This window comes from Kaistella sp. 97-N-M2 (assembly GCF_021513235.1).
In the GTDB taxonomy this organism is placed as follows: domain Bacteria; phylum Bacteroidota; class Bacteroidia; order Flavobacteriales; family Weeksellaceae; genus Kaistella.
In genome coordinates, this window is record NZ_CP090976.1 from 987410 (window position 1) to 1012289 (window position 24880).

The following is a 24880-nucleotide window of genomic DNA, read 5'->3' on the forward strand; positions in this document are numbered from 1 at the left end:
TGAACCTTTTTTATGACGGTGAAAAAATCCTATTTATTGAATTTTTCTTCTACTTTATCCCAATTAATCACATCGAAAAACGCGGTTACATAATCAGGTCTTTTATTCTGATAGTTCAGGTAGTATGCATGTTCCCAAACATCAAGGCCCAAAACCGGCGTTCCTACACACTCAGCGACAGGCATCAACGGATTATCCTGATTTGGAGTTGAACAAACTGCTACAGAACCGTCGTCTTTTTTGCACAACCAAGCCCAACCTGAACCGAATCGTGTTTTCGCTGCTTCAGCAAAGTCCGTTTTAAATTTTTCGAAACCGCCATAATTTTCGAGGGCAGATTTAACGTTTCCAACAGGTTCTTTGCTTCCTCCTGGTGTTAAAATTTCCCAGAAAAGCGAGTGGTTATAATGTCCGCCACCATTATTTCTAACTGCTGCTTTATCTGTTCCGGTTTTGCAAACTTCTTCAATAGTTTTACCTTCCAGTTCCGTTCCGGCAACTGCTTTGTTTAAATTATCTACATAACCCTGGTGGTGTTTGGTATAATGGATTTCCATTGTTTTTGCATCAATCGTAGGTTCCAATGCGTCGTAAGCATAACCTAATTTCGGTAATTCGAATGCCATAATATTATTTATTAAATGTTAATTATCTCAAATTTAGTCATTCTGGCGGCCAATCGCAAAAAGGTGGCATCACTTTAATAAATCTTTAACATTGACAAAACGTTTATCAATATTTAAATTTCCTACAATTATACGCTCACGAATCTAAATCCCAATTGCGGAGCGTTGAATTTATAAGGTATCGGTAATTGTTATTTTTTCTAATGGTTTCGTCGCCGGTCCATTTAGCACGTTTCCATGAATATCGAAACGCGCACCGTGACACGGACAATCCCAGGATTTCTCCGTATCATTCCAGTCTACATTACCGCCCATGTGCGTGCAGGCGCTTTTTACCGCGAACAGCTGCCCTTCATCATCGCGGTAAACCGACATGGTTTTGCCGTCAAGAGAAACCGTTTTACCTGTACCATTTTCAATTTCCGCTAAATTTTTAATTTTCTGCGCCGTAAATTTATCTGTAATTAAGTGAAAGACCGCATCCGCATTTTCCTTTAAGACATCGGTAATTCCGGCAGTTACATTCAGTCGGGAAGGATCGAAAAGTTTTTCGTATTTGTTTTGACCCGTTATGATGAGGTCAAAAATCATCATTGCCGAAAGCGTTCCGAACGTCATTCCATTGCCGTCAAAACCCGTGGCCCAGTAAATATGCTGGTCGCCGGGACTTTTTCCGATAAAGGGCAGCAGATCCGTTGGCGTGTAAAACTGAGAAGACCAGCGGTGCGTAATTTCTTCAACATCGAAAAATTGGCGCACATATTCTTCCAACGCGGCAAAACAGGATTCGGGGTCGTCCTGATGTCCAGTTTTATGGTCTTCGCCGCCCGCAATAACATATTGTTTTCCGTCGATTTCCTGCGTTCTGTAATAATGGTAAGGTTCGCTCATATCTTCTGCCTGCGCCTGCGGATATTCGCCGGAGAGCAGCGTGAAAGCCAGAACATAACTTCTGTACGGCGCGGCAAGAAAGTTCATGCGGTTCATGTTCGGCACCACATGCGTTGCCCAGATAAAATCTGAAGCTTCATATGTAGACCGGTCCGTGGTTGCGGAAACGGAGGCGCCTTTTTCGGCAATATCAGTAACTTTTTCTCCCTGCAGAATCGTACCGCCCATTTTCAAAAACTCTTCGCTCAGCGCCTTAATGTATTTTGTGGGATGAAATTGCGCCTGACCTTCAATTTTAATAATCGAATCGAACGGAATAGGAAACGGATTGGACTCCACTTTTTGCGTAGGAATGCCAACTTTTTTGGTGGCCTCGTACATTTTGTCGAGTTGTTTGGTTTGCTCTTTATCTACGGAAAAAACGTAGGAATCACGCTCTTCAAAACCGCAATCTATTTGATGCTCGGCGATGATCGATTTTATTTTACTGATGACTTCGGGGCCGGTCTGCGCTAAAAGATGGGCTTTTTCTTCACCGAAATTATCCATAACCAGATCGTACTGCGCATCGTAGAATGTATTGATGTGCGCGGTGGTGCCGCCCGTTGTGCCAAAACCGATATTTTCAGCTTCGATGACAAGGCAGTTTTTACCGGCTTTTTGCAGCAAATATGCGGCGGTAAGACCCGTAATGCCGGCGCCGGCGATAATCACATCAATTTTATTCCCGGAATTTTCTTTGGGAACCGACATTTCAACATTTTGCCACAAACTTTTATTTTGACCGTCTCTTTTCATAGTAAATCTTTCTTATGGGTGGATATTTCGGATAGAATTTTCCGATAAAACCTAAAATGCAATTTTCACGCCTTTTTAAATATTTAAATTTCGAAAAAATAACCAGACCTTCTATAATTAAAAAACCAAAATATGTATTACTTCCAAAAATTGAATAATAAATTTTTTAAAAACGGAAATACCAAGCAAGAAATAACGGGTAATTCATAAACATCAAAGCACTCCGAAAAATTCAAAATAAAAAAAACCGATCAAATGACCGGTTTATATTTTCTAGCTCGATGTGGTTTTTATCTGTTCATCGACATCAAAAACTCTTCGTTGTTTAAAGTGCTTTTCATGCTCTTGTTCACAAATTCCATGGCTTCCACGGGATTCATGTCTGCCAAATATTTCCGTAAGATCCACATTCTCTGTTGCGTAGTCTCATCCAGAAGCAAATCGTCTCGTCTTGTACTGGAAGAAGTTAAATCAATCGCCGGATAAATTCGCTTGTTCGCAATTTTTCGGTCCAACTGCAGTTCCATATTTCCGGTTCCTTTAAATTCTTCGAAAATTACTTCGTCCATTTTGGAACCTGTATCGATGAGCGCCGTCGCGATGATGGTTAAAGAACCGCCGCCTTCAATATTTCGGGCCGCTCCGAAAAATCTTTTCGGTTTGTGCAAAGCATTCGCATCCACCCCACCGGAAAGAATTTTCCCTGACGCGGGTGTTACGGTGTTGTAAGCTCTCGCCAAACGTGTTAAGGAATCGAGCAAAATCACCACATCGTGGCCACATTCGACCATTCTCTGCGCTTTCGAAAGCACCAGATTCGCCACTTTTACGTGTTTGTCCGCAGGCTCATCAAACGTCGACGCGATTACTTCGGCATTAACGCTGCGTTCCATATCGGTTACCTCTTCCGGTCTTTCGTCGATGAGCAAAATCATCATGTAAGCTTCCGGATGGTTGGCAGAAATTGAGTTTGCAATATCTTTCAGCAACATGGTTTTACCCGTTTTCGGCTGTGCGACGATCATGGCACGCTGACCTTTACCAATCGGCGTAAACAGATCGACAATTCTTGTGGAAAGCGTCGAGTTTTTTCCGGTCAGATTAAATTTTTCCTCCGGGAACAAAGGCGTTAAAAATTCAAAAGAAACCCTGTCCTTAATGAATTCCATATCGCGGCCATTGACTTCTGTCGGCTTCAGCAAAGAAAAATATTTTTCGCCTTCTTTCGGCAAACGCACAATTCCTTTTACGGTATCGCCCGTTTTTAAGGCGTAGTTACGGATTTGATTTGTTGAAACATAAACGTCGTCTGGCGAAGAAATATAAGAGAAATCGGAGGAGCGAAGAAATCCGTAGTTGTCCGGCAAAATCTCCAAAACGCCTTCAATAGTTACCAATCCGTCGAAATTAAATTCTTTTCGGGACTGCTCTTCCTGCTGGTCGTTGTTTTGGTTTTTATTCTGGTTCGGATTTTTGTTTTGGTTCGGATTTTTGTGCTGCGGCTTTGTTTGATTTACATTTTGGCTGGTGTTGCCGTTCGGGTTTTGATTTCCGTGTGAATTCGGATTGCCGTTGTTGCGCTGATTGTCGTTTCCGTTTTGCTTTTCGCGGACATTTTTGTTTTCGGTGGAATTGCGGGTCTCGGAATTGCGGGTCTCCGTAGAATTTGGGGCCGGTCTGGTATTTTGCGGACCTGAATCTGATGCCGGCTGCTCTGTGGCAGATTCGGCCGCTGGGGCAGATGCCTGCTCTGTATTTTGGGGCGCTGCATTTTCTTGGGAGGAAGAGGTGCGCTGTCTTTTTTTCCTTTGCTGTTCGGGACGGTTCGTTTTGGTTTCGTCCGTTTTCTTAAGAGTTTCGTCTTGATTAACGGTTTCTGCATTTGCTTCCTCAATCATCGCCGTTGCGTTTTCCGTTTCCGCAGGAACTTCCGCTGCAGCCTCAGCCGTTTTCTCGGCTTTCTTTTTCGGTGCAGTTTTTTTCGCCGGCTTTTTTACGGCAGGAGCAGGAGCTTCTTCTTTATTCATAGGAGTTTCGGTGGCGTTGAAGTAATCTTTTGCAGCTCTGGTATTAGAGGCCTGAAAATCAAGGATTGCAAAAATTTTGTCGTTTTCTGTGCTGGTTTTAGCAAGTTTAACGCCCAAATCTTTGGTGATTTTAGCCAAGTCCGCATCGGATTTCGACTGTAACGTTTCGATATTGAACATAAAGTGTTATGTAAAAAGTTTTATATAAGTAGGTGTAAGTAAGAAAGTTAAGTCGGGCGACTTGTACTTTTTCAGATCGTTTGTATTGCAAATCTACACTAATTTTCGATTAATGCAAAAAATTATCGCTATTTTTGCACCTGAACCTCATCAACATGTTGCAAAGAATACAAACTGTCTGGATCTTTCTGGCGATTTTAGGCGCCATCTTTTTGTTCGTTACGGCGCAGGACTTTTCGCTCTTCGGAGCCGTTCCGTTCATTTCAGTTGTTTGTGTTGGCCTCGTTTTGTTAGGCTTCATCAGTATTCTAAGTTATAAAGACCGAAAGAGACAAATTCTGCTGAACCAAATCGGCATTTTTATAAACGCTTTGTTGCTCGGTTTACTGGCGTATTGGCTACTCAATTTACCTGGAGGAATTCAGTTTCCTGAGAAAGGTATTGAGCCGTTTTTCCCGCTCCTTTCTGTAATCTGTTTGTTTATCGCAAACATCTACATCCGAAAAGACGAGAGGCTCGTAAAATCTGTAGACAGACTCCGCTAAACTTCAACGATTTTTTTTGAGTGAGACAGTTCCTTCGGGAGCTGTTTTTTTTAGTGCCGAAGCGCGGAAATATTTATCTTTATCAAAAATAATCCATGACCAAAATTTCTTTTTTATTTATTTTGATGTTTTCTACGCTGTTTTCAGCTCAGGAAGTTTCCAAAGAAAGCGTCACAAAAGTGCTTTCTGCGCTTGCGTCGGACGAAATGAAAGGTCGCGAAATCGGGACGCCCGAAAATGATTCCGCCGCCGTGTTTATCGCCAAAACTTTCGAAGAAAATAATCTGGACTACTGTACCGGGAATTCCTATCTCGTCCCTTTTGATTACAAAGGAAAAACGGTGTACAACGTTTGCGGAATCAGGAAAGGAAAATCCCCTGAAACCTTAGCTTTCACCGCACATTTCGATCATATTGGGTCTACAAATAAAAAAAGCGATCACGTTTTCAACGGTGCTGACGATAACGCGAGCGGCGTAACAACTGTAATTGGCCTGGCCGATTTCTTTAAAAACAAAGAGCCGCATTTTTCGATGATGTTCATCGCTTTCAATGGCGAAGAAATAGGAATGAAAGGTTCGAAAGCGATCTCCAGTTTAGCAAACTTACAAGCTCAATACCAAAACATCAAAGCCTTATTTAATTTCGAAATGGTCGCCACGGTTTCCAAATTTGGTCCGAACGCGCTTTACATGACGGGCGATGAATTTTCTGATCTCGATGAATTATTCAATGGCAAAGCAGCAAACGGTCTTACCATTTTTCCGGATCCTTATAGGGGTCAGCAGCTCTTTTACCGGTCGGACAACGTGAGTTTTGTAAAAAAGAAAATCATTGCTCATTCATTTTCTACCGTGGATATGAACACGGCGAAACATTACCATCAGCTGAGTGATGATGTAAGCGTGGTAAACTTCGAAAATCTTACGCAAATCATTAATAATGTGGGGAAAACGATAGAAAAACTGACGCCGGAAAATTTTAAACCTGTCTACAATAACACCGTCGATTTCAATTAATACCGCCCAACTGAAAATTATGTAATTTTGCGCTTTAATTTCCCTGAATGAAACCATTACAACGTATTCTTTCCATTGCAAAACCGCATCAAAAATACCTTTTCGGAAGTATTTTTTTCAACCTTCTTTATTCGGTCCTCCAAATTTTTTCCATTGTAACTATGCTGCCGATCCTGCGGATCTTATTTAAACTGGATAAGGAAGTCGACACAAATATTGTCCCGGTGTACAGCGGCAAATTCGCGGATTATTTTGGGTATATGAAAGATATGGCGTACTACAAAATTCAGTTAAACATCAATGAATACGGGGCCATTCAGGTTTTGGCCGTTCTTTGCGGCATCACGGCCATGGCGTTTTTGTTGCGGAATCTTTTCCGCTATTTAGGCTCCTATCTTTTGGTAAATTACCGCGTAGGCATCACCAAAGATCTGCGGACCGCGATGTACGACAAATTTTTGAAACTGCCCGTTTCCTTTTTTACGGAGCAGCGCAAAGGCGATATGATGTCGCGGATCTCCAACGATATCGGTGCCGTAGAAGGCGGAATTATGGGAAGTTTGGTTGATGTTTTGAACGCGCCGTTTATGATTATCGCTTCGCTGATCACTTTATTTATACTTTCACCGCAGCTAACTTTGTTCTCGCTTTTGGTCTTTCCTGTGATGGGAATCATTATCGCGTGGGTAGGGAAAAGCTTAAAAAGACAGGCGACGGCCGCGCAGGAAGAACTGGGGAATTTATTTTCTCTCGTCGATGAAACTTTGAAATCTTCGAAAGTCATCAAAATTTTTAATGCCGATAAAATTCTGAAAAACCGCTTCAACCGCACCACGAACGACTGGCAGAAATACGCCATCGGCATGAGCCGCAGACGCGAACTCGCCTCGCCAATGAGCGAATTTTTGGGTTCCGTCACCTTGCTCATCATCACCTGGTTTGCAGGTACAGAAATCATTAATGGCACCAATAAGGATCCCGTGACATTCCTCGCATTTATAGGGGTTTTCTTCCAAATTTTGGATCCGGCGAAAAAATTATCGAACGCTTTTTCTTCCATTCAGGGCGGAATGGCGAGTCTGGATCGGGTTTCTGAAGTTTTGGATTATGATTTAAAAATTGATGAAATTGAAAATCCGGTGCCCATTTCCACTTTAAAATCACAAATTGAATTTAAAAATATTGGCTTCTTTTACGATAAAGACAATGTGATTTTAAAGAATTTTAACCTCACGGTTCCAAAAGGAAAGACCATCGCATTGGTGGGACAGTCCGGATCCGGAAAAACGACGATCGCGAATCTTTTGGCGCGGTTTTACGATGTTTCCGAAGGCTCAATTTTGGTAGATGGAGAAAATGTGAAAAACCTGAAAGTTACGGATTACCGAAATTTACTCGGAATGGTAACGCAGGAATCTGTTTTGTTTAATGATTCCGTCTTCAACAACATTCTCATGGGAAAACCCGAGGCGACGGAAGAAGAAGTGATGGCCGCGGCCAAAATTGCGAATGCCCATGAATTCATAGAAAATCTACCTGATAAATATTATACGAATATTGGTGATGACGGAAATAAACTTTCGGGCGGCCAAAAGCAGCGCGTTTCCATTGCCAGAGCTGTTTTAAAGAATCCACCAATCATGATTTTGGATGAAGCCACTTCTGCGCTGGACACCGAAAGCGAAAGATTTGTGCAGGACGCGCTGGAAAAAATGATGGAAAACCGAACCTCACTCGTCATTGCTCACCGCCTCTCGACCATTCAGAAAGCCGATTGGATCGTCGTGATGGAGCGCGGAATTATCGTGGAACAGGGAACCCATCAGGAACTGTATGCAAAACAGGGCATGTATAGAAGACTGGTAGATCTGCAGAATTTTGGCTAAAAAAAATAATTAAGACCGAATTTTCGTAGTTTTAACAGGAAACAGGCGCGGTGGGCGGAGCCCTGAAAGCGAGACATCAAAAAATTTTTTTTAAATTCTGCAAAAAAAAATTAAGCCGGAAAAACATTTAAACGGTTGATCTGCTCCCGGTAATCTGCGGGCAGTAATAAATTTTTCACCAGCCAGTCCATTTTCATCAACTTTACGATTCTGTAAACCGGAACTGCAGGAGTTAGCAGTGAAAAATCTCGGAAAGACAGCAACTCCCCTACTCTTTTTGGCACCATTAGTTTTTGAGCTTCAATTAAAATTTTAAATCTTACTGTTCCCAAATGTTTTTCATATTGTTGAAACAAATCCACGGTAAATTTACTTTTTGCTAAATTTTCGTAAACGTGAGTCTCTCTTACAGGAAGCCATTCTGCGTAATTCCTTGGCAAATTTTCCACGCCCATTCTTTCGCCCACGCGGTAAAATACATTGTACACTTCTTCTTTTTCTGCAGTCGTGAGTTTTCGTTCTAAAAGTTCAAAAGCAACGATTGAATAATAGATCAACATAAAAAGCACATCGCGGTAAGCCCAATCTGGAATAGGAAAACCCCGGCTTTTTTCAACTGCAGTATGAATTTTTCGAATGGTATCAATTGAATGATGCGCATTTTCGGTTGTTGCAAAAACAATTTTTCGGGCATACTCTACCGTGGAAAATAATCTCCCGATCGGATCATTTGGTAATTTGCCTGTAAAATAAAGCCAATCTACCGCTTTGTTTACGGCAAATTCTGCAGCGGCTCCGGCGAAAATAAAAAGAATGGTGTCGCTTTTCCCCCAAATTTCGCGCACGATGGAGTTTTCTTCCGCAAAATTCTGACGGGAATCTGGCGAGAGATTTTCTTTGAAAACGGTCCTTCCAGAAGAAAACGGGCATTTTGAAATATTTGAATTGTGAGTGTAATTCATGGCGGTATCATTAAATCTTATGCAAAGATATAAATATACTTTGAATCACAAAGTTCTTTGATTTTATCTAAATTTCCTCATTTGAATAAATTCTCAACTTTAGAAATTTATCTCCCAATCATTTTCTTGATTGAATTCAATTTCATTAATGCTTCAATCGGTGTTAAGGTATTGATATCGATTTTAATCAATTCCTCCCGGATATTTTCCAGAACAGGATCATCCAACTGGAAAAATGAAAGCTGCAGACTTTCCTCCGTAATGGCTTTTGCAGAATCTTTGGAACCGCTTTGCGATCGGCTTTTTTCTAAAGTTTTCAAAACTTCATTCGCACGGTTGACCACTTTTGCGGGCATTCCCGCCAACTTCGCGACGTGAATTCCGAAACTGTGTTCGCTTCCGCCGGATAGCAGTTTTCGAAGAAAAATAATGCTTCCTTTATGCTCCTGAATAGAAACGTGGAAGTTTTTGATCCTTTCAAAATTTACCGTCATTTCATTGAGTTCGTGGTAATGCGTTGCAAATAAGGTTTTCGCCTGTGTGGGATGCTGATGCAGAAATTCGGCGATGGCCCAGGCGATGGAAACGCCGTCGTAAGTGGACGTTCCGCGCCCAATTTCATCGAGTAAAATCAAACTTCTTTGCGAAATATTGTTGAGGATATTGGCGGCTTCATTCATCTCGACCATAAAAGTCGATTCGCCGGAGGAAATATTATCCGACGCGCCAACCCGCGTAAAAATTTTATCTAAAATTCCGATCTCCGCATGTTTCGCGGGCACAAAACTGCCGATTTGCGCCAACAGACAGATGATCGCAGTTTGTCGCAGAATGGCCGATTTTCCCGCCATATTCGGACCGGTAACCATAATAATCTGCTGCGAATCTTTGGACAGAAACAGATCGTTCGGAATATATTTTTCGCCCAAAGGCAAAGCATTTTCTATGATCGGATGGCGCGCTTCTTTTAAATTAATTTCAAAACCCTCATTCAAAACCGGTTTCGTGTAAGATTCAGAAACAGCGAGTTCAGATAAACCGACGCCACAATCGAGTTCTGCAATAATTTTGGAATTTTCCTGAATCTGATCGATGTAGATCATCACATTTTCGCAAACTTCGCGATACAATTGCTGCTCAATTTTGGATATCTTTTCTTCCGCGCCCAGGATTTGTTCTTCGTACTCTTTCAGTTCTTCGGTGATGTACCGTTCCGCGTTGACCAAAGTCTGCTTCCGGATCCAGTCCGCGGGGACTTTATCTTTATGGGAATTCCGGACTTCGATAAAATAACCGAAAACATTATTGAAACTGATTTTCAAACTCGTAATTCCTGTGCGTTTTACCTCGCGGTCGCACATTTCATCGAGGAAATTTTTGCCTTTGCTCTGCAGTCCGCGCAAATGATCGAGTTCCGCGGAAATCCCGGTTTTAATAACATTTCCCTTGGCAATACTTACCGGCAGGTCTTCATTTAGATAATCCGTCAGATATTTAATGAGTTCCTCCACATTAACCAAAGGCGAGAGCCACGCCAAAACTCCCGCATGTGGATGAAGTAACCCTTTAATATGCTGGATGTTGATGGCACTTTGCCGCAGATAACCCAGTTCCTTCGGGCATATTTTTTCCGAGGCTAATTTCCCCATCAACCGGTCCAGATCCGAGATGGTTTTTAATAACTGTAAAATTTCGTATTTCAGATTTTCCTTCTTATTAAAAAATTCAATTAAATCTAACCTGCGATTAATTTCGGTAACGGACTTTAAGGGCAAAATTAACCTCCGGCGCAGTAATCTTCCGCCCATCGGCGTCGAGGTTTTATCGATGATATCGAGCAAAGATTTTCCCTGCGGATGTGTAGAATAAACGATTTCGAGATTTCGCAAGGTAAAATGATCCATCATCAGATAGTCATCTTTCGGAATGAGTTTAATCTTTGTAATATGCTGCAGAAGCGCGTGATGCGTATCCTCTACCAAATAGGCGAAAATAGCGCCGGCAGCGGTAATTCCCAATTTCCGGTCCTCCACGCCAAAACCTTTTAGAGAACTGGTTTTGAAATGGTTCGTTAGTTTTTCGTAGGCATAGTTATATTGAAAAGCCCAGTCTTCTAGTTTAAAAGAATTGCGGTTTTTCAGCTGCGTGGGAAGTTCGGCCGTTCTTTGATAAATAATTTCGCTCGGATCAAAAGTGCCGACGATGTGCAGCAGCTGTTCCAGATTTCCTTCTGAAGTTAGAAATTCTCCCGTCGAAACATCCACCAAAGCCAAACCGTATTTTTCTTTTACTTTATGAATAGAAAGTAGAAAGTTGTTTTTTTTGGACGACAAAACCTGTTCGTCGAAAGTAACGCCGGGCGTAATTAATTCTGTGACGCCGCGTTTCACGATTCCTTTTACCTTCTTCGGGTCTTCCAGCTGATCGCAAATCGCCACGCGAAGTCCGGCTCTCACGAGTTTTGGCAAATAAGTATCTACGGAATGATGCGGAAATCCGGCAAGCTCGATGTGACCTTCGCCGTTGGCTCTTTTTGTCAGAACAATCCCTAAAATCTGGGACGCACGGATCGCATCGGTGCCAAAAGTTTCGTAAAAATCTCCCACGCGGAACAGCAAAAGCGCATCAGGATATTTCGCCTTGATGGTGTTGTACTGCGTCATTAGAGGGGTTTCTTTTTTGGCCACGGGAATTTTAATTTTCAAGAAAAAAGATTTAAATTACATAAGGATTGAAAACCTTAATTTTGCCAAAAATACGAAAATGTCATCCACCAAAAAATTGAAACTCGAGGAATTAGGAAGAATCGATGTCGAAACATTTAAAGAAACAAAAAAAACACCGCTTGTTGTAGTTTTAGACAATGTTCGGAGCATGCATAACGTGGGTGCGATCTTCCGCACGGCAGATGCGTTCTTGATCGAAAAAGTGATTTTATGTGGAATAACGCCGCAGCCGCCCCACCGCGAGATTCACAAAGCTGCGTTGGGCGCTACCGAAAGTGTGGAATGGGTGTATGAAAAAGATATTTCCGAAGCATTGCAAACTTTAAAGAAAGAAAGCTATAAAATTATTGGTATCGAGCAGACCTCGGATTCGAAAGCGCTGACGGAGTATTCCATCACTAGAGACGAAAAATACGCGCTGGTCTTAGGAAACGAGGTAGACGGTTTGAGCGACGAGGCCTTTTCTGCGTACGACGCCTTTCTCGAAGTACCGCAGTTGGGAACGAAACATTCCCTGAACGTCTCCGTTTGTGGCGGCATCGTGATGTGGGAATTTTTTAAAAATTTAAAATAATATTTAAAATTTTAAACCATTATTTCACGGCTGCACGAATTTTCGGGTAAAAATGGCCTATTCGCTGCGGCAAATCATTTATTTAAATGGATGGTTTTAAGCAGATTCCATTTTTTGTTCACGTGTTTGAAGAGCCCGATGCGTTCGGCTAAAAAAGAATCCTCAAAAGTTTTTCTTTCATATTCCTTCCAGGCTTTTTGAAAATTTTCTACGCTTAAATCTCTGTACGCCACCGTTAGATGCGGCGAAAATTTTCCGAAAGGCTCGAATTTCATTTTGTCTTCAATCTCCTTTTGCAAACGTAAAAGCTCGGTGGTGTTTTCAGGACTAATAAAAATGACGGGCCGTTTTTTGTTCGGGAAACATCCGAAATTTTTTAAAAAGACTTTAAAAGAAGTGCTTCCCAGGTGCAATTCTGCAAAAACCTGCACCAGCTTGTCTTCCAGATTTTCCTCTAAACGAAAAGGCGCTATTAACGTGATATGCGGAAAATTGTTAAAAGCCTTCACGGAACCGAATCTTTCAGCAAAATCTTTGCTGACAGCTTTTACTTTTTCGCAAAGTTCTTCGGGAAGAACAACGGCAATAAAATACAGGCTCATCGCAAATTTGGATTATAATTATTATCCCGCCAGAATTATCTCCAGCCGCCGCCCAGCGCTCTGTACAATTCTACTCCCGCATCCAGTTTAGAATATTCTGCATTCGAAATATTCAGTTCTGCATTCAGCTGATTGACGCTGGCATTGATGACTTCGAGATAATTGGCCAGACCGTAATTCACGAGCTCCTGCGAATAATCCACGGATTTTCGGTAGGCTTCCATTTCCTGCCGTTTCAAACTGATGAAACCATCCTGCGATTGGTACACATTCAACGCATCCGAAACTTCTTTCCCCGCCGCTAACACAGCGCGCCGAAAATTCAGATAAGCAATTTCTTTGTTGGCCAAACTGACTTCATACTGCGTTCTGATCTGTCTCTGATTTAAAATGGGTTGCGCTAAACCTGCCACAACATTCGCAAAGAGAGAATTCACACTAAAAAGCCGATCTAAATCTCCCGCCGAAATTCCACCGCTGCCGCTTAATCGCAAAGTGGGGTAAAAGTTCGCTTTTGCGGCATTTGTCAATTCAAAAGCGTTCATCAAACGGTATTCTGCGGCTTTTACGTCCGGTCGGTTGGCGAGCAAATTTGCGGGATAACCTAACTGCAGACTGACGGGCATTTTCTGTGCGGCGATTGTGGTTCTTTCGATCGCGTGCGAAGGTTCGCCCATAAGCAGACTGATGGTGTTTTCGAGTTGGGCAATCTGAATATCAATGCTGATGAGCATCGACTGTGCGTTAAAAACCAGCGCTTCACTTTGCTGAACGGCAACTTCCGTTACCGTACCTGCATCTTTCAGCGCAGACGTGGTTTCGAGATTTTTCTTTCTTAAACTAATGGTTTCGTTGATGATTCTTTTCTGATCATCAAACGTAAGAAGCTGATAATAAGCCGAAGCGACCGCAGCGACCAAATCGCTTTTCACGGCCTGATGCGCCGCAACGGTGCCTAAGTAATTGGCGAATTCAGCTCTTTCCTGCGATTTCAGCCGGCCCCAAATATCGGCTTCCCAACCTACATTTGCGGAAATATCGAACTGATCACCGGAAGTTCGTCTGTTTAAAAGTTGCGCAGACTGGGTATTTAAAGACTGGGTTTGAAACGTATAATTCGGCCCCGCCGAAAGCGTGGGCAGATAGGCCGCTCTGCTTTGTTTTAAGTAAGAATCTGCGGCGCTGATGTTCTGCAAAGCTACCCTTACATCTAAGTTATTCTCCAAAGCTTTCGCAATATGTTTTTGCAGAACTGGATCGGTAAAGATCTCGCGCCAGGAAACCGTGGCCATACTTGTGGAATCTTTCGGCAAAAGATCGGTGCGGAAAAGATTTTCATCAATAGTTTCTTTTGGTCTTTCGTAGGTTTGGCGCGTCATACAGGACGTCAGAACAAAAGCTGAAAAGAGAACTGCAAGTATTTTTATATTGAAATATTTTTTCATTTTTTTAATTTTTCGCAAAAGTTTGAAACTTTTAATTATTCGGAAAGATTAATGTTTTTGTCCTTTAAAGGTGATATTTTTTCCTGTAAGGTTTGGAAAATAATAAACAGGATTGGGATTACCAGTAATCCTAAGATGGTTCCAATTAAAAGTCCCGTGGCAGCTCCCGTTGCAATGGAGCGGTTTCCGGTGGCACCAATTCCTGTCGCTAAAACCAAAGGCAACATTCCACAGATAAAGGCGAAGGAGGTCATTAAAATGGGCCGGAGCCTCGCTGTTGCGGCATGTATTGCGGCATCTACAATTGTTTCGCCATGAACTCTTCTCTGTACGGCAAACTCCACAATTAAAATCGCATTTTTCGCCAGTAATCCGACGAGCATAATTAAGGCGATCTGGAAATAAATATTATTCTCCAGGCCGAAAATCCACTGGCCGAGATACGCGCCCATTACGCCTAACGGAAGCGATAAAATAACCGACAATGGTAAAATATAACTTTCATACTGAGCAGCAAGAATAAAATAAACAAAGACCAAACTCAGGGCAAAAATCACCAATGTCTGCGAGCCCGATGCCAGTTCTTCCCGGGAAAGTCCCGTAAATTCAACATCATAATTAGGACCTAAATTTTCGCTTGCAACCTCCTGAACTGCGGCTATGGCATCACCGGTACTGAACCCGGCATTATTGGCTCCCGTAATTTTCACTGAAGTAAACAAATTATATCTGCTTACACTTTGTGGTCCGTACGTTTTGTCTAAAGTAACAAATTGCGAAATTGGCGTCATTTCTCCGGAACCTGTTTTCACATACATTCCATTTAAATCCTGCGGCGTTTTTCGATCATCAGGCAAAGCCTGAATCATTACACGGAACTGTTTTCCGTACTTCGTAAAATCGGCGGCATAAATCCCACCAATATATCCCTGCATCGTGCTCAAAATATCCGACACAGAAACACCCGACTGTGCAGCCAGAGGCACATTGATGTTCATTTGTAGCTGCGGATATTTGGTATTAAATGAAGTTTGGGAAAACTGAATTTCCGGGCGCTGCATGAGTTTTCCAATGAAATTCTGCGTTGTAACATCCAGATCTTTATATTCACCACCGGCTTTATCTAAAAGCACCATTTCGAAGCCTGCACTCGTTCCAAACCCGGGAACAGAGGGTGGCTGAAAAAAGATAATTTTTGCGTCCGCAATACTGGAGCCTACGCCAAACAATTTCTTTGTGATATCATCGGCAGATTCGCCACTTCCGCGGTCCGCAAAAGGCGTTAATTTCACAAAGGCCAAACCATAATTACTTCCCGTTCCGGAAAGAAAAGATCTCCCTGTAGAAATTGTTACGTTCTGAACACCCGGAACCTTCAGCACTTTTTTCTGAAGTTCTTTCATCGCACTAAACGTTCTTTCCTGAGAAGCGCCGGCGGGAAGTTCGATGTTTGCAAACAAAATCCCACGATCTTCATTGGGCACAAATCCTTTTTTCATGGAAGAATTCGACCAGACTAAAAGTCCAGCGGTAATTACAAAAATACCCAGCGTGATCCATTTGTGTTTGATGAGATAAGAAAATGCGCGTCCGTATTTTGCGGTCATGGCTTTGAAACCAATATTGAATTTATGGAAGAATTTTTCAAAGAAATTTTTCTTTTCGTACTCAAGATCATGATTTTGAGGTTTCAAAAAGAGAGAGCACAACACAGGGCTTAAGGTTAAAGCGTTTACCGCAGAAATTAAGATCGCGATAATTAACGTAACCCCAAACTGTTTGTAAAAGACTCCCGTTGGTCCGGTAATAAAAGTTACCGGAATAAATACGGCTGCCATTACCAAAGTGATCGAGATAATTGCGCCGGTAATTTCATCCATGGCTTCCACGGTTGCCTTTTTGGCATCAGCGATACCGCCTTCCATTTTTGCGTGAACGGCCTCGACGACGACAATGGCATCATCGACCACAATTCCGATGGCTAAAACCAGGGCAAAAAGGGTTAATAAATTTAGAGAATATCCAAATAAATTCAGGAAGAAAAAAGTTCCGACAATCGACACGGGAACTGCGATCGCAGGAATTAGCGTCGACCGGAAATCTTGTAAAAAAATAAAGACCACGAGGAAAACCAAAACAAAAGCCTCAATTAGGGTGTGAATAACTTTATCGATGGAGGCCGTTAAAAATTCATTTGTATCGAAATTGATTACATATTTGATTCCTTTCGGGAAATCTTTTTTATTGTCCTCTAAATATTTTTGAATATTTACAATAATTTCCTGCGCATTGGAACCAGGTGTTTGAAAAATTCCCATACTCACCGCCGGATTATCGCCGTTTTCTGCTTTACCGGAGTACGATAACGAAGCCAGCTCTATGGTGGCGACGTCTTTCAGTAAGAGATTTTGGCCGTTGCCGAGCGATTTCAAAACAATATTATCGTATTGCTCTTTGTTGCTGTATTTTCCGACATATTTAATGATGTATTCAAAAGAATTTCCGCTGTTTTGCCCGATAGATCCGGCGGCTGCTTCCCTACTTTGGTCATTAATTGCGGCAGAAACGTCGGTAGGTGATAAACTGTAGGCGGCCATTTTCACCGGATCCAGCCAAACCCGCATCGAATAGGTTTTACCGCCGAAAACACTTGCGTCTCCAACACCGGTGATTCTTTTTACCGCCGGAATTACATTAATATTGACGTAATTCTGTATAAAAACATCATTTAAATCTTTATTCTCCGAAAAAAAAGTAAGGTACATCAGGGCGCTTGTCTGCTGTTTCTGCGTCACCACACCGGCTCTTGTAACTTCTGAAGGCAATAAGGGCGTCGCTCTCGCAACTCTGTTCTGTACGTTTACGGCAGCAATATCCGGATTAATCCCCTGTTTGAAAAAAATCTGAATCTGTGCAGAACCGTCGTTTCCGGCGCTGGAAGTAATGTAATCCATTCCTTCTACCCCATTAATTTGTTCTTCCAGAGGCACCACCACACTTTTCATCACCGTTTCCGCATTCGCGCCGGAATAATTGGCAGATACACTTACCGTTGGCGGCGCAATATCCGGATACTGTGTTACGGGAAGCGCTGTAAGGCCTAAAATTCCCAGTATTACTATAATAACAGAAATTACGGTGGATAAAACCGGTCTGTTAATAAAATTCTTTATCATTAGAAAATCGGTTTTATGGTTTTTACTAAACTGTCCAAACTAATGGGTTTGGGGATAATGGCGCTGTTGTCTTTCACAGAGCCGATGCCGGCGGCCACAATTTTATCTCCTTTTTTAAGTCCGGAGGTTACTATGGCCAGATTATTAATTCTGGTTTGCAGTTCTATAATTGTATTTCTCGCCGTATCTTTTTCAACTTTATAAGCGTAAACAATTCCCTGCTGCTCATAAGTTGCACTTTCGGGGATTACCAAAACATTCTCATAATATTGCGGGAAGCGGATATTTCCGCTGTTTCCGTTGCTGAGTAATCTTTGCGCATTCGGGAAACCCACACGAAACTCAATGGTTCCGGTAGAGGGATTTATCTGGCCGGTTACGGCTTCAATCTTTCCTTTTTCGCCATAAAGATCGCCATTTGCCAATTCCAGTTCGACCATGGGTAGATTTCTGATTTTTTCCGGCATTGTTGCACCTTCTGAATCTTTCAGAAAGTCAAAATATTCTTTCTCATTCATCGAAAAATAGGCATAGACCGTTTTTGTATCGGAAATCGTGGTTAAAGGAGTTTGATCGCTTGGTCCTACTAAACTACCCACTTTCAACGGTAATTTTCCCACCACGCCGGAAATCGGAGCGCGGATAACGGAGTAATCAATATTCGCCTGAACCCCTTGAAAATTGGCCTGTGCCTCTGCAACTCCGGCGCTCGCCTGCTGTTTTGCTGCAATTGCCTGAGAAACCTGAGCCTGCGCACGGGCAAGATTTGCCTGCGCAGTTTGCAGCTGAACGTTGCTGATGATATTTTTTTCAACCAGCGGTTTCAGTTTGTTTACTTCTACCTGTGCCGCATTTACGGCGGCCTGCGCCGCTTTTACACTTGCTTCGGAAGCAGATACATTGGATCTTGCAGCTCCAACACCCGCTTTTGCGGCATTGGCAGATTGCGTTAATGTATTTGTCTCCAGGCGGAATAATGGTTGTCCTTTCGTGACGTACTGTCCTTCGTCCACCAAAACCTGAGTGATGTAACCTTGAATTTTTGCGCGAACCTCATTGTTTAAAATTCCCTGAATAGATGCAGGAAAAGTTTGGTAACCCGTTACATTTCTCGTTTCTACCGAGACCACAGGATAGGGAGAAGCGCCCTGTTGTTTCGGAGCTTCTTTTTTACAACTGATAACAGACAACACTGTTAGCGAAAGAAGAATAATTTTATTTTTCATGAATTTAATTTTTATAATCTAAGGATTGGCTGGGTCTGCGGGCAATATTTAAAAAATTTAACATTAAAGTTGGTCCAGGTTATTCTTGATATTAGAAATACTGTTTTGGAAAAGATTCTGATAGATCTCGAATTTCTTTAGAGAAGCCTCATCATTGCTGTTGCGGAAATCTTTCAGTTTGTTCAAAATTAAAAGCTCATCTTCCATTTTCGTAATAATTTCGGCAAAGCGGATCTGCATGTATTTTTCGTTCATCACAAAAAAACGTTTTCGTTCATCGATGCGGTTAAAATCGCTGATAATATTGAGATTCAGGAGCAAATTTAAATTGGAAGAAACCGAGCTTTTACTTGCGGAAAAGACTTCCACAAATTCATCAAAAGCAACGCCTTTTCTGTCGAAATCGAAAATTAGATAAGCATAAATTTTGGCAGCGAGAGGCGGTAAATGAAAGGCATTTCCATAAAATTTAACCATATCGCAAAATAAATCTTTCTCAATTTCAACCATTAATTTATGCTTAGCGTGCAAAAATACGAACTAGTTCTGAACCAACCGAACCTAATACAGATTTTATGAATTTTTTATGATTTGCATCACAAATATTACAGTCAGAAAAGAATCGCGCGGTAAAATCCTCAGCACACCGCACGCAATATAAATTTTAGTAATTTTGTTTGATGGATTTAAGAGATCAGCTAAAAAATATTTTTCCGGAGCACGAGGAACAGGATTTTGAAATACCTGTCGAAAAATTTGTGCAGCAAGAACCCCTCACCTGTAAATTCGAAAAAAAAGGCCGCCACGGAAAACCGGTAACACTCATCGAAGGTTTTGAAGGGCCGGACGCAGAACTGAAGAAAATTTCGAAGAAAATTAAAACCACGCTCGGAATTGGCGGATCGGAAAAAGACGGGATTATCGTCATCCAGGGCGACAACCGCGACAAAATCATGACGATCTTGAAGGAGATGGGTTATAAGACGAAACGGGTTGGCGGCTGATGAGGGTCGATGATGGGCGATCGGTAATGGATCTTAGGTGATGGATGAAGGAGGAGGAACAAAAATTCGATCAAATACAAGAGATATTAGGAAGAACGGAATTGCAGCCCGACCTGAGTGGAGCTCTTTTTGCCGACACAACGTGACGGCAAAAAAGCGGGAACGGAGGGCGGAAAAAGCTGCCCAAATAATAGGTAAGAATACAAAAAAAGAACTATGATTAATAAATTAGCTGCATCGGAACTGGTGCTGAATGAGGACGGAAGTGTTTACCACCTGAATTTATTGCCCGAAGATATCGCGGGAAAAATAATGTTAGTGGGAGATCCAGATCGTGTTCCGAAAGTTTCGAAATATTTCGACACTATTGAAATCAAAAAGAACAAGCGCGAATTTTATACCCATACAGGAACTTTGCGCGGGGAGCGAATTACAGTAATGTCTACGGGGATCGGGACCGAAAATATCGACATTGTAATGAACGAACTTGATGCCCTGGTAAATATCGATCTTAAAAATAAGGAATTTAAAAGCGAACATACTGCTCTGGAACTTTTTCGAATGGGGACGTGTGGAAGTGTTAATCCCGAAATTGAAGTCGATAATATGTTGGTGACGCAAAACGTTGTAGGACTTGATGGTTTAATGCATTTTTATCAGGATTACGCCTTCGAAAATGAATTTTCCCGAAATTTTATGGCGAAATTTCCGTACCATAAAATTAAACCGATGTTGTATTTTTCGGATTGGTCTAAAGAAATGGGAGAATATTACAAAGACGCAAAATACCATGGCAATACCGCGACTTTCCCCGGCTTTTATGCGCCACAAGGCCGACAGCTGCGGCTAAAAGCGCTGGACGATCAGTTTTTGGAAACATTAAATGATCTGGGTGTGACGAATTTTGAAATGGAAACTTCTGCAATCTATGGACTTTCGAAATTATTGGGCCACAAAGCGATCACCGTAAATTCTGTGATTGCAAACCGAAGAAGAGGCGAATTTTCCGCCGACCACGCAGCTTCCGAAAGAAATATGATCGAGTGGGTGTTGGAGCGGATTATTAAGTAATAAATAGGAAATATTGTAAGATTTAAGTCAATTTTAAAAATATTCAGGAAATAGAAAAAACGGGGATTACAGTTTGCACGGCCTGGAAATCAAGGAAAGCGAGCGGTTAAGAAATTGGCCGCTCTTTTTTTATTTATTTTTGAATGAACAATCCACAAGATGATCATTCACCATTCCTGTCGCCTGCATGTGCGCGTAAACCACGGTGGAGCCCAGGAATTTGAAACCTCTTTTTTTCAGGTCTTTTGCTAATGCATCCGAAATTTCAGTAGTTGCGGGGACATCCTGTAAGGTTTGTGGATGATGAATTAAAGGTTTTCCGTCCACAAAGCCCCAAATATATTTTGAAAATGTGCCGAACTCTTTTTGAACTTCCTGAAAACGTTGCGCATTGTTGATGGTTGCCAGGATTTTGAGTTTGTTCCGTATTATTCCGCTGTCAGCCATCAATTCTAGGATTTTTTCGTTGGAATATTCTGCAATTTTCTGAAAATCGAAATTATCGAAAGCCTTTTTAAAATTGTAGCGTTTCTTTAAAATAGTGTGCCAGGAAAGTCCCGCCTGAAAACTCTCTAAAATCAAAAATTCAAATAGGGTTTCGTCGTCGTAAACCGGCTTACCCCACTCCTCATCATGGTATTTCCGGTACAAATCATCCTTTTCAGACCACCCGCAACGTATTCTTTCTGTCATTTGTAAAATATTTTTAATAAAATTACGAAAATTTCAAAGCTTGACGCACCCGCAATGCTTTTAATCGCATCTATAAGGAAATTGGGAAATATTTAGTAATTATTTAACATCCTCTTAAATATTTTAGGAATAGATCTTGTATCTACCGTTATATCAAATTAAATTATTCAATTTTAACCTTAAAAAATAGTATTATGGAAAGAGAAGATTATAACAAAGCAGAAAACACGGTAAACGATGCGAAATGGACTGTAAATGATTACGCCGACCGCGCGAAAGACTACATCCGTGAGCAAAGAGACAAAAATACAGAACCCACTGCAGAAGGATGGATGGACAGAGCAAAAGAAAATATTGCTGATGCTTGGGACGATACAAAAGACGCCGTATCCGATGCATGGGAAAAAACGAAAGACTGGTCCGAAGATGCGAAAGCTGAAGTTCGTAAAACAACGAACTAAAATTTTGATCAGTAGAAAAAAAGAGAACCATACCAGTTATGGTTCTCTTTTTTTAGGCGTTATCTCATAAAATATTTTAAATTTGTCTCAACTAAATTTATAATTATGTCGTACGGATTACTAAAAGGCAAAAAAGGAATCATCTTCGGTGCTTTAAACGATCAGTCTATCGCCTGGAAAGTTGCTGAAAGATGCCACGAAGAAGGTGCAGAATTTATTCTTTCTAATGCTCCAATTGCAATGAGAATGGGAGAAATTGATGAACTTGCAAAGAAGACAGGTTCGGATGTTATTCCCGCTGATGCCACCTCGATGGAAGATCTGGAAAAACTTTTCGCCCATGCGCAGGAAAAATACGGTAAAATTGATTTTATTATGCATTCCATCGGCATGTCTGTAAATATTCGAAAGGGTAAAACCTACACCGATCTGAACTATGACTTCCTGGAAAAAGGTTGGGACGTTTCCTCAGTTTCCTTCCATAAAGTAATGAAAACGGCCTGGGATAAAGACATTATGAACGAATGGGGATCCATCCTGGCGCTAACTTATATTGCAGCTCAAAGAACTTTCCCGAATTATGGCGATATGGCCGATAACAAATCCTACCTCGAAAGCATTGCGCGCAGTTTCGGATATTATTGGGGCGACCGAAAAGTTCGCGTTAACACCATCTCTCAGTCTCCAGTCTTAACAAAAGCAGGTGCCGGTGTAAAAGGCATCAGTGGATTCTTTAATTTTGCAGACAGCATGTCTCCCTTAGGGAACGCAGATGCGGTAGACTGTGCCAATTATTGTGTGAGCCTCTTCTCTGACCTTACCCGAAAAGTGACGATGCAAAATCTCTTTCACGACGGTGGATTCAGCAAGACGGGAGTTTCTCAGAAAATTGTAGAAAAATTCGAAGATTTGTAGTACATAATTTTACATCATTATATAAAATTCGTCCCTTTTAAAAGTGGACGAATTTTTTTATTTTAAATTTTTCACCTCCCGTATAAATTCCTCCACCACATCATCTTTTGTCGCCCAGGACGTAATCAGACGGATGGCTGAATTTTCTGCGTCTATTTTTTTCCACACATAAAAATCAAAATTTCGGCTCAGTTTTTCTATTTCTGAATTTTTTAAAATCGGAAAAATTTGATTGGTAAAGGTTTCGGCAAGGAAATGAAAACCTTGCTCGCCGAAAACTTTTTTTATTTTCATTGCCTGCGTGTTCGCGGTTTTAGCCAGATCAAAATAAAGTTCATCTTTTAAAAGTTCTTGAAACTGAATTCCGAGAAACCGGCCTTTGGCGAGGAGCGCACCTTTTTGTTTCATGTGAAATCCAAATTCCTCCTGAAGCGCAGGATTATTAATTACAATCGCTTCTCCGATTAACGCGCCGTTTTTAGTTCCGCCTAAATAAAAAGCATCGCAAAGTCGGGCAACGTCTTCCAGGTTTACATCATTGGTCTCTGCGCTTAATGCATTTCCCAAACGCGCACCATCCATAAAAAGAAAAAGATTGTGCTCCCTGCAAAAGCTTGATAAGCGCTGCAGCTCGTCCTTGGAATAAATTGTTCCGACTTCCGTGGAATTTGAAATGTAGACCAATTTTTGTTTTAGCTGATGGGGTTTATTTTGATGATGGTCTAAAACTTCCTGAATGTGGTTTACAGTTAGTTTCCCATCCGATGTGGGTACGCCGTGCACCTTATGACCCGTCGCTTCGATGGCGCCGGTTTCGTTGGTGAAGATATGACCGGTTTCGGCAGCGATCACACTTTCGTGCGGCCGCAAAAAAGCGGAAATCACAATCAAATTAGCCTGAGTACCGCCCGAGACAAAATAAATTTTAGCGTTTTTATTGTTGATTTTTTTCCGGATGATGTCCTCCGCCTGCAGACAATAATCGTCGAGTCCGTAGCCATTCTGCTGCATTAAATTTGTTTCGGCCAGCGCCTGCAAAATTCTGGGATGGCAACCTTCGGAATAGTCGTTTTTAAAGGAAAATTTCATGAAATAAAAATAGAAAAAAAACGTGAAAGGACCACGGAAAATACGTTGAAATAACCCAGCCTTTACAGCGCTAATATGATCATCTTTGAGGTACAGAAGTCAGAAAAAACTAATAGCCACTTTTTATTTTCAGTTCTCTCTTTATTCTTCATACTCAATTTTTATTTTAATTGCGAACTCATCCTTTTTTGGATGAGTTTTCTTTTGTGTGATATAAATGTTAGATTTGTACGGTTTTTAATCTATCTTTTATGATCTCACTTACAGAAGAAAATTATCTTAAAGCAATTTTCCATTTAATTAATGAAGAAAGTACCGTAACCATCAACGAATTGAGCAAGTTTCTGAATGTAAAAATGCCCAGTGTAAATAACATGATGAAGAAGTTTGCGGAGAAGAAATGGGTAATCTACGAAAGTTACAAACCTCTTAAAATCACAGATTCGGGCAAAACCCAGGCAGCCCTGGTCGTACGCAAACACCGCCTTACGGAAATGTTTCTGGTGGAAAAAATGAATTTTGGGTGGGAAAACGTCCATGAAATCGCGGAACAGGTAGAGCATATACAATCTGATATGTTTTTTGATAAAATGGACGAAATCTTGAACTATCCTAAGTTCGATCCGCATGGCGAACCGATTCCCGATAAAGAAGGCAATATTATCGCCTTGCATTTAAAAAAATTAAGTGCTTGTAAAGTTGGAGATCAAGTGGTTTTCACTGCGGTAACGATATCTGATGACGATTTTCTGAGCTTCCTGAACGTCAAAAATCTGGAGCTCGGTAAAAAGATCGAAATTCTGGAAATCGAAAAATATGATTCGTCGATGACCGTCAACGTCGATGGAGTAAGAAAAATCCTCAGCAAAGTAGTCTGCGAAAAAATTCTTGTTAAACCATAAATCAACGCAAAATGGAATTTTGGCACATTGCCTTAATTGCCTTAACTTTGTAACATTCACAA

The 24880-nt window shown here is 41.4% G+C and carries 21 protein-coding genes; 9 read left to right on the forward strand and 12 right to left on the reverse strand.

What is annotated here, in order from left to right; genetic code table 11:
- Positions 1–29 precede the first annotated feature (29 nt).
- The 3 genes from L0B70_RS04745 to rho form a co-directional block, all read right to left on the reverse strand.
- Complete coding sequence (locus tag L0B70_RS04745; protein ID WP_235143148.1) at positions 30–626, reverse strand: superoxide dismutase; 597 nt, start codon at positions 624–626, stop codon at positions 30–32.
- A gap of 171 nt (positions 627–797) precedes the next feature.
- Positions 798–2315 carry an FAD-dependent oxidoreductase gene (locus L0B70_RS04750; RefSeq protein WP_235143149.1) on the reverse strand — a complete coding sequence of 506 codons (1518 nt, stop codon included), beginning with the start codon at positions 2313–2315 and terminating at the stop codon, positions 798–800.
- Positions 2316–2605: 290 nt separating this feature from the next.
- Positions 2606–4522 carry a transcription termination factor Rho gene (gene rho, locus L0B70_RS04755; RefSeq protein ID WP_235143150.1) on the reverse strand — a complete coding sequence of 639 codons (1917 nt, stop codon included), beginning with the start codon at positions 4520–4522 and terminating at the stop codon, positions 2606–2608.
- A 155-nt stretch (positions 4523–4677) separates the two neighbouring features.
- Here rho and L0B70_RS04760 point away from each other — a divergent pair, with 155 nt between their 5' ends.
- The 3 genes from L0B70_RS04760 to L0B70_RS04770 all read left to right on the forward strand — a co-directional run bounded on the left by L0B70_RS04760 (position 4678) and on the right by L0B70_RS04770 (position 7972).
- Positions 4678–5067 carry a DUF4293 family protein gene (locus L0B70_RS04760; RefSeq protein WP_235143151.1) on the forward strand — a complete coding sequence of 130 codons (390 nt, stop codon included), beginning with the start codon at positions 4678–4680 and terminating at the stop codon, positions 5065–5067.
- 95 nt (positions 5068–5162) lie between these two features.
- Positions 5163–6086: a M28 family metallopeptidase gene (locus L0B70_RS04765; RefSeq protein WP_235143152.1), complete on the forward strand. Its 924-nt coding sequence runs from the start codon at positions 5163–5165 to the stop codon at positions 6084–6086.
- Positions 6087–6133: 47 nt separating this feature from the next.
- Entirely contained in the window at positions 6134–7972 is a 1839-nt protein-coding gene (locus L0B70_RS04770) for an ABC transporter ATP-binding protein (protein WP_235143153.1), read from the forward strand.
- A gap of 110 nt (positions 7973–8082) precedes the next feature.
- Here the strand turns inward: L0B70_RS04770 and L0B70_RS04775 are convergent, their stop codons facing one another.
- Together L0B70_RS04775 and mutS are read right to left on the reverse strand one after the other, a co-directional pair.
- On the reverse strand, positions 8083–8934 hold the full coding sequence (locus L0B70_RS04775) for an oxygenase MpaB family protein (protein WP_235143154.1): 852 nt from the start codon (positions 8932–8934) through the stop codon (positions 8083–8085).
- Positions 8935–9041: 107 nt separating this feature from the next.
- Complete coding sequence (mutS, locus tag L0B70_RS04780; RefSeq protein WP_407929702.1) at positions 9042–11597, reverse strand: DNA mismatch repair protein MutS; 2556 nt, start codon at positions 11595–11597, stop codon at positions 9042–9044.
- Between the two features lie 100 nt (positions 11598–11697).
- On the opposite strand from mutS, the gene L0B70_RS04785 reads away from it, so the two are divergent.
- Positions 11698–12234: an RNA methyltransferase gene (locus L0B70_RS04785; protein ID WP_235143155.1), complete on the forward strand. Its 537-nt coding sequence runs from the start codon at positions 11698–11700 to the stop codon at positions 12232–12234.
- 74 nt (positions 12235–12308) lie between these two features.
- Here the strand turns inward: L0B70_RS04785 and L0B70_RS04790 are convergent, their stop codons facing one another.
- From L0B70_RS04790 to L0B70_RS04810, 5 genes are all read right to left on the reverse strand, one after another.
- Entirely contained in the window at positions 12309–12836 is a 528-nt protein-coding gene (locus L0B70_RS04790; protein ID WP_235143156.1) for a 2'-5' RNA ligase family protein, read from the reverse strand.
- A 35-nt stretch (positions 12837–12871) separates the two neighbouring features.
- Positions 12872–14281 carry an efflux transporter outer membrane subunit gene (locus L0B70_RS04795; RefSeq protein WP_235143157.1) on the reverse strand — a complete coding sequence of 470 codons (1410 nt, stop codon included), beginning with the start codon at positions 14279–14281 and terminating at the stop codon, positions 12872–12874.
- Between the two features lie 35 nt (positions 14282–14316).
- On the reverse strand, positions 14317–17457 hold the full coding sequence (locus L0B70_RS04800; protein WP_235143158.1) for an efflux RND transporter permease subunit: 3141 nt from the start codon (positions 17455–17457) through the stop codon (positions 14317–14319).
- The gene (locus tag L0B70_RS04805; RefSeq protein WP_235143159.1) at positions 17457–18683 is read right to left on the reverse strand and encodes an efflux RND transporter periplasmic adaptor subunit; all 1227 of its coding nucleotides are present in this window, start codon (positions 18681–18683) and stop codon (positions 17457–17459) included. Before L0B70_RS04805 ends, L0B70_RS04800 begins: the two co-directional genes overlap by 1 nt.
- A gap of 63 nt (positions 18684–18746) precedes the next feature.
- Positions 18747–19193, reverse strand: coding sequence for a transcriptional regulator (locus tag L0B70_RS04810; protein WP_235143160.1), 447 nt, complete (start codon positions 19191–19193; stop codon positions 18747–18749).
- Between the two features lie 170 nt (positions 19194–19363).
- Here L0B70_RS04810 and L0B70_RS04815 point away from each other — a divergent pair, with 170 nt between their 5' ends.
- Entirely contained in the window at positions 19364–19687 is a 324-nt protein-coding gene (locus L0B70_RS04815; RefSeq protein ID WP_235143161.1) for a translation initiation factor, read from the forward strand.
- A gap of 216 nt (positions 19688–19903) precedes the next feature.
- The gene (locus L0B70_RS04820; protein WP_235143162.1) at positions 19904–20758 is read left to right on the forward strand and encodes a nucleoside phosphorylase; all 855 of its coding nucleotides are present in this window, start codon (positions 19904–19906) and stop codon (positions 20756–20758) included.
- Positions 20759–20887: 129 nt separating this feature from the next.
- Here L0B70_RS04820 and L0B70_RS04825 read toward each other — a convergent pair whose 3' ends face one another.
- On the reverse strand, positions 20888–21451 hold the full coding sequence (locus L0B70_RS04825) for a DNA-3-methyladenine glycosylase I (RefSeq protein ID WP_235143163.1): 564 nt from the start codon (positions 21449–21451) through the stop codon (positions 20888–20890).
- 194 nt (positions 21452–21645) lie between these two features.
- Here L0B70_RS04825 and L0B70_RS04830 point away from each other — a divergent pair, with 194 nt between their 5' ends.
- Both L0B70_RS04830 and L0B70_RS04835 read left to right on the forward strand, forming a co-directional pair.
- The gene (locus L0B70_RS04830) at positions 21646–21912 is read left to right on the forward strand and encodes a hypothetical protein (RefSeq protein WP_235143164.1); all 267 of its coding nucleotides are present in this window, start codon (positions 21646–21648) and stop codon (positions 21910–21912) included.
- Positions 21913–22017: 105 nt separating this feature from the next.
- Positions 22018–22827, forward strand: coding sequence for an enoyl-ACP reductase (locus L0B70_RS04835; RefSeq protein WP_235143165.1), 810 nt, complete (start codon positions 22018–22020; stop codon positions 22825–22827).
- A 57-nt stretch (positions 22828–22884) separates the two neighbouring features.
- Here the strand turns inward: L0B70_RS04835 and L0B70_RS04840 are convergent, their stop codons facing one another.
- Complete coding sequence (locus L0B70_RS04840) at positions 22885–23916, reverse strand: low specificity L-threonine aldolase (RefSeq protein ID WP_235143166.1); 1032 nt, start codon at positions 23914–23916, stop codon at positions 22885–22887.
- A 251-nt stretch (positions 23917–24167) separates the two neighbouring features.
- On the opposite strand from L0B70_RS04840, the gene L0B70_RS04845 reads away from it, so the two are divergent.
- Positions 24168–24818, forward strand: coding sequence for a metal-dependent transcriptional regulator (locus L0B70_RS04845; RefSeq protein ID WP_235143167.1), 651 nt, complete (start codon positions 24168–24170; stop codon positions 24816–24818).
- Positions 24819–24880: the final 62 nt, after the last annotated feature.

Bases quoted from the DNA above. Each gene is read 5' to 3' on its own strand.
- L0B70_RS04840 (WP_235143166.1), bottom strand. From the start codon at position 23,916: ATGAAATTTTCCTTTAAAAACGACTATTCCGAAGGTTGCCATCCCAGA.
- L0B70_RS04760 (WP_235143151.1), top strand. From the start codon at position 4,678: ATGTTGCAAAGAATACAAACTGTCTGGATCTTTCTGGCGATTTTAGGC.
- L0B70_RS04745 (WP_235143148.1), bottom strand. From the start codon at position 626: ATGGCATTCGAATTACCGAAATTAGGTTATGCTTACGACGCATTGGAA.
- L0B70_RS04750 (WP_235143149.1), bottom strand. From the start codon at position 2,315: ATGAAAAGAGACGGTCAAAATAAAAGTTTGTGGCAAAATGTTGAAATG.
- L0B70_RS04775 (WP_235143154.1), bottom strand. From the start codon at position 8,934: ATGAATTACACTCACAATTCAAATATTTCAAAATGCCCGTTTTCTTCT.
- L0B70_RS04790 (WP_235143156.1), bottom strand. From the start codon at position 12,836: ATGAGCCTGTATTTTATTGCCGTTGTTCTTCCCGAAGAACTTTGCGAA.
- L0B70_RS04835 (WP_235143165.1), top strand. From the start codon at position 22,018: ATGTCGTACGGATTACTAAAAGGCAAAAAAGGAATCATCTTCGGTGCT.
- L0B70_RS04795 (WP_235143157.1), bottom strand. From the start codon at position 14,281: ATGAAAAAATATTTCAATATAAAAATACTTGCAGTTCTCTTTTCAGCT.
- L0B70_RS04820 (WP_235143162.1), top strand. From the start codon at position 19,904: ATGATTAATAAATTAGCTGCATCGGAACTGGTGCTGAATGAGGACGGA.
- L0B70_RS04815 (WP_235143161.1), top strand. From the start codon at position 19,364: ATGGATTTAAGAGATCAGCTAAAAAATATTTTTCCGGAGCACGAGGAA.
- L0B70_RS04830 (WP_235143164.1), top strand. From the start codon at position 21,646: ATGGAAAGAGAAGATTATAACAAAGCAGAAAACACGGTAAACGATGCG.
- rho (WP_235143150.1), bottom strand. From the start codon at position 4,522: ATGTTCAATATCGAAACGTTACAGTCGAAATCCGATGCGGACTTGGCT.
- L0B70_RS04785 (WP_235143155.1), top strand. From the start codon at position 11,698: ATGTCATCCACCAAAAAATTGAAACTCGAGGAATTAGGAAGAATCGAT.
- L0B70_RS04845 (WP_235143167.1), top strand. From the start codon at position 24,168: ATGATCTCACTTACAGAAGAAAATTATCTTAAAGCAATTTTCCATTTA.
- L0B70_RS04805 (WP_235143159.1), bottom strand. From the start codon at position 18,683: ATGAAAAATAAAATTATTCTTCTTTCGCTAACAGTGTTGTCTGTTATC.
- L0B70_RS04770 (WP_235143153.1), top strand. From the start codon at position 6,134: ATGAAACCATTACAACGTATTCTTTCCATTGCAAAACCGCATCAAAAA.
- mutS (WP_407929702.1), bottom strand. From the start codon at position 11,597: ATGACGCAGTACAACACCATCAAGGCGAAATATCCTGATGCGCTTTTG.
- L0B70_RS04800 (WP_235143158.1), bottom strand. From the start codon at position 17,457: ATGATAAAGAATTTTATTAACAGACCGGTTTTATCCACCGTAATTTCT.
- L0B70_RS04810 (WP_235143160.1), bottom strand. From the start codon at position 19,193: ATGGTTGAAATTGAGAAAGATTTATTTTGCGATATGGTTAAATTTTAT.
- L0B70_RS04765 (WP_235143152.1), top strand. From the start codon at position 5,163: ATGACCAAAATTTCTTTTTTATTTATTTTGATGTTTTCTACGCTGTTT.
- L0B70_RS04825 (WP_235143163.1), bottom strand. From the start codon at position 21,451: ATGACAGAAAGAATACGTTGCGGGTGGTCTGAAAAGGATGATTTGTAC.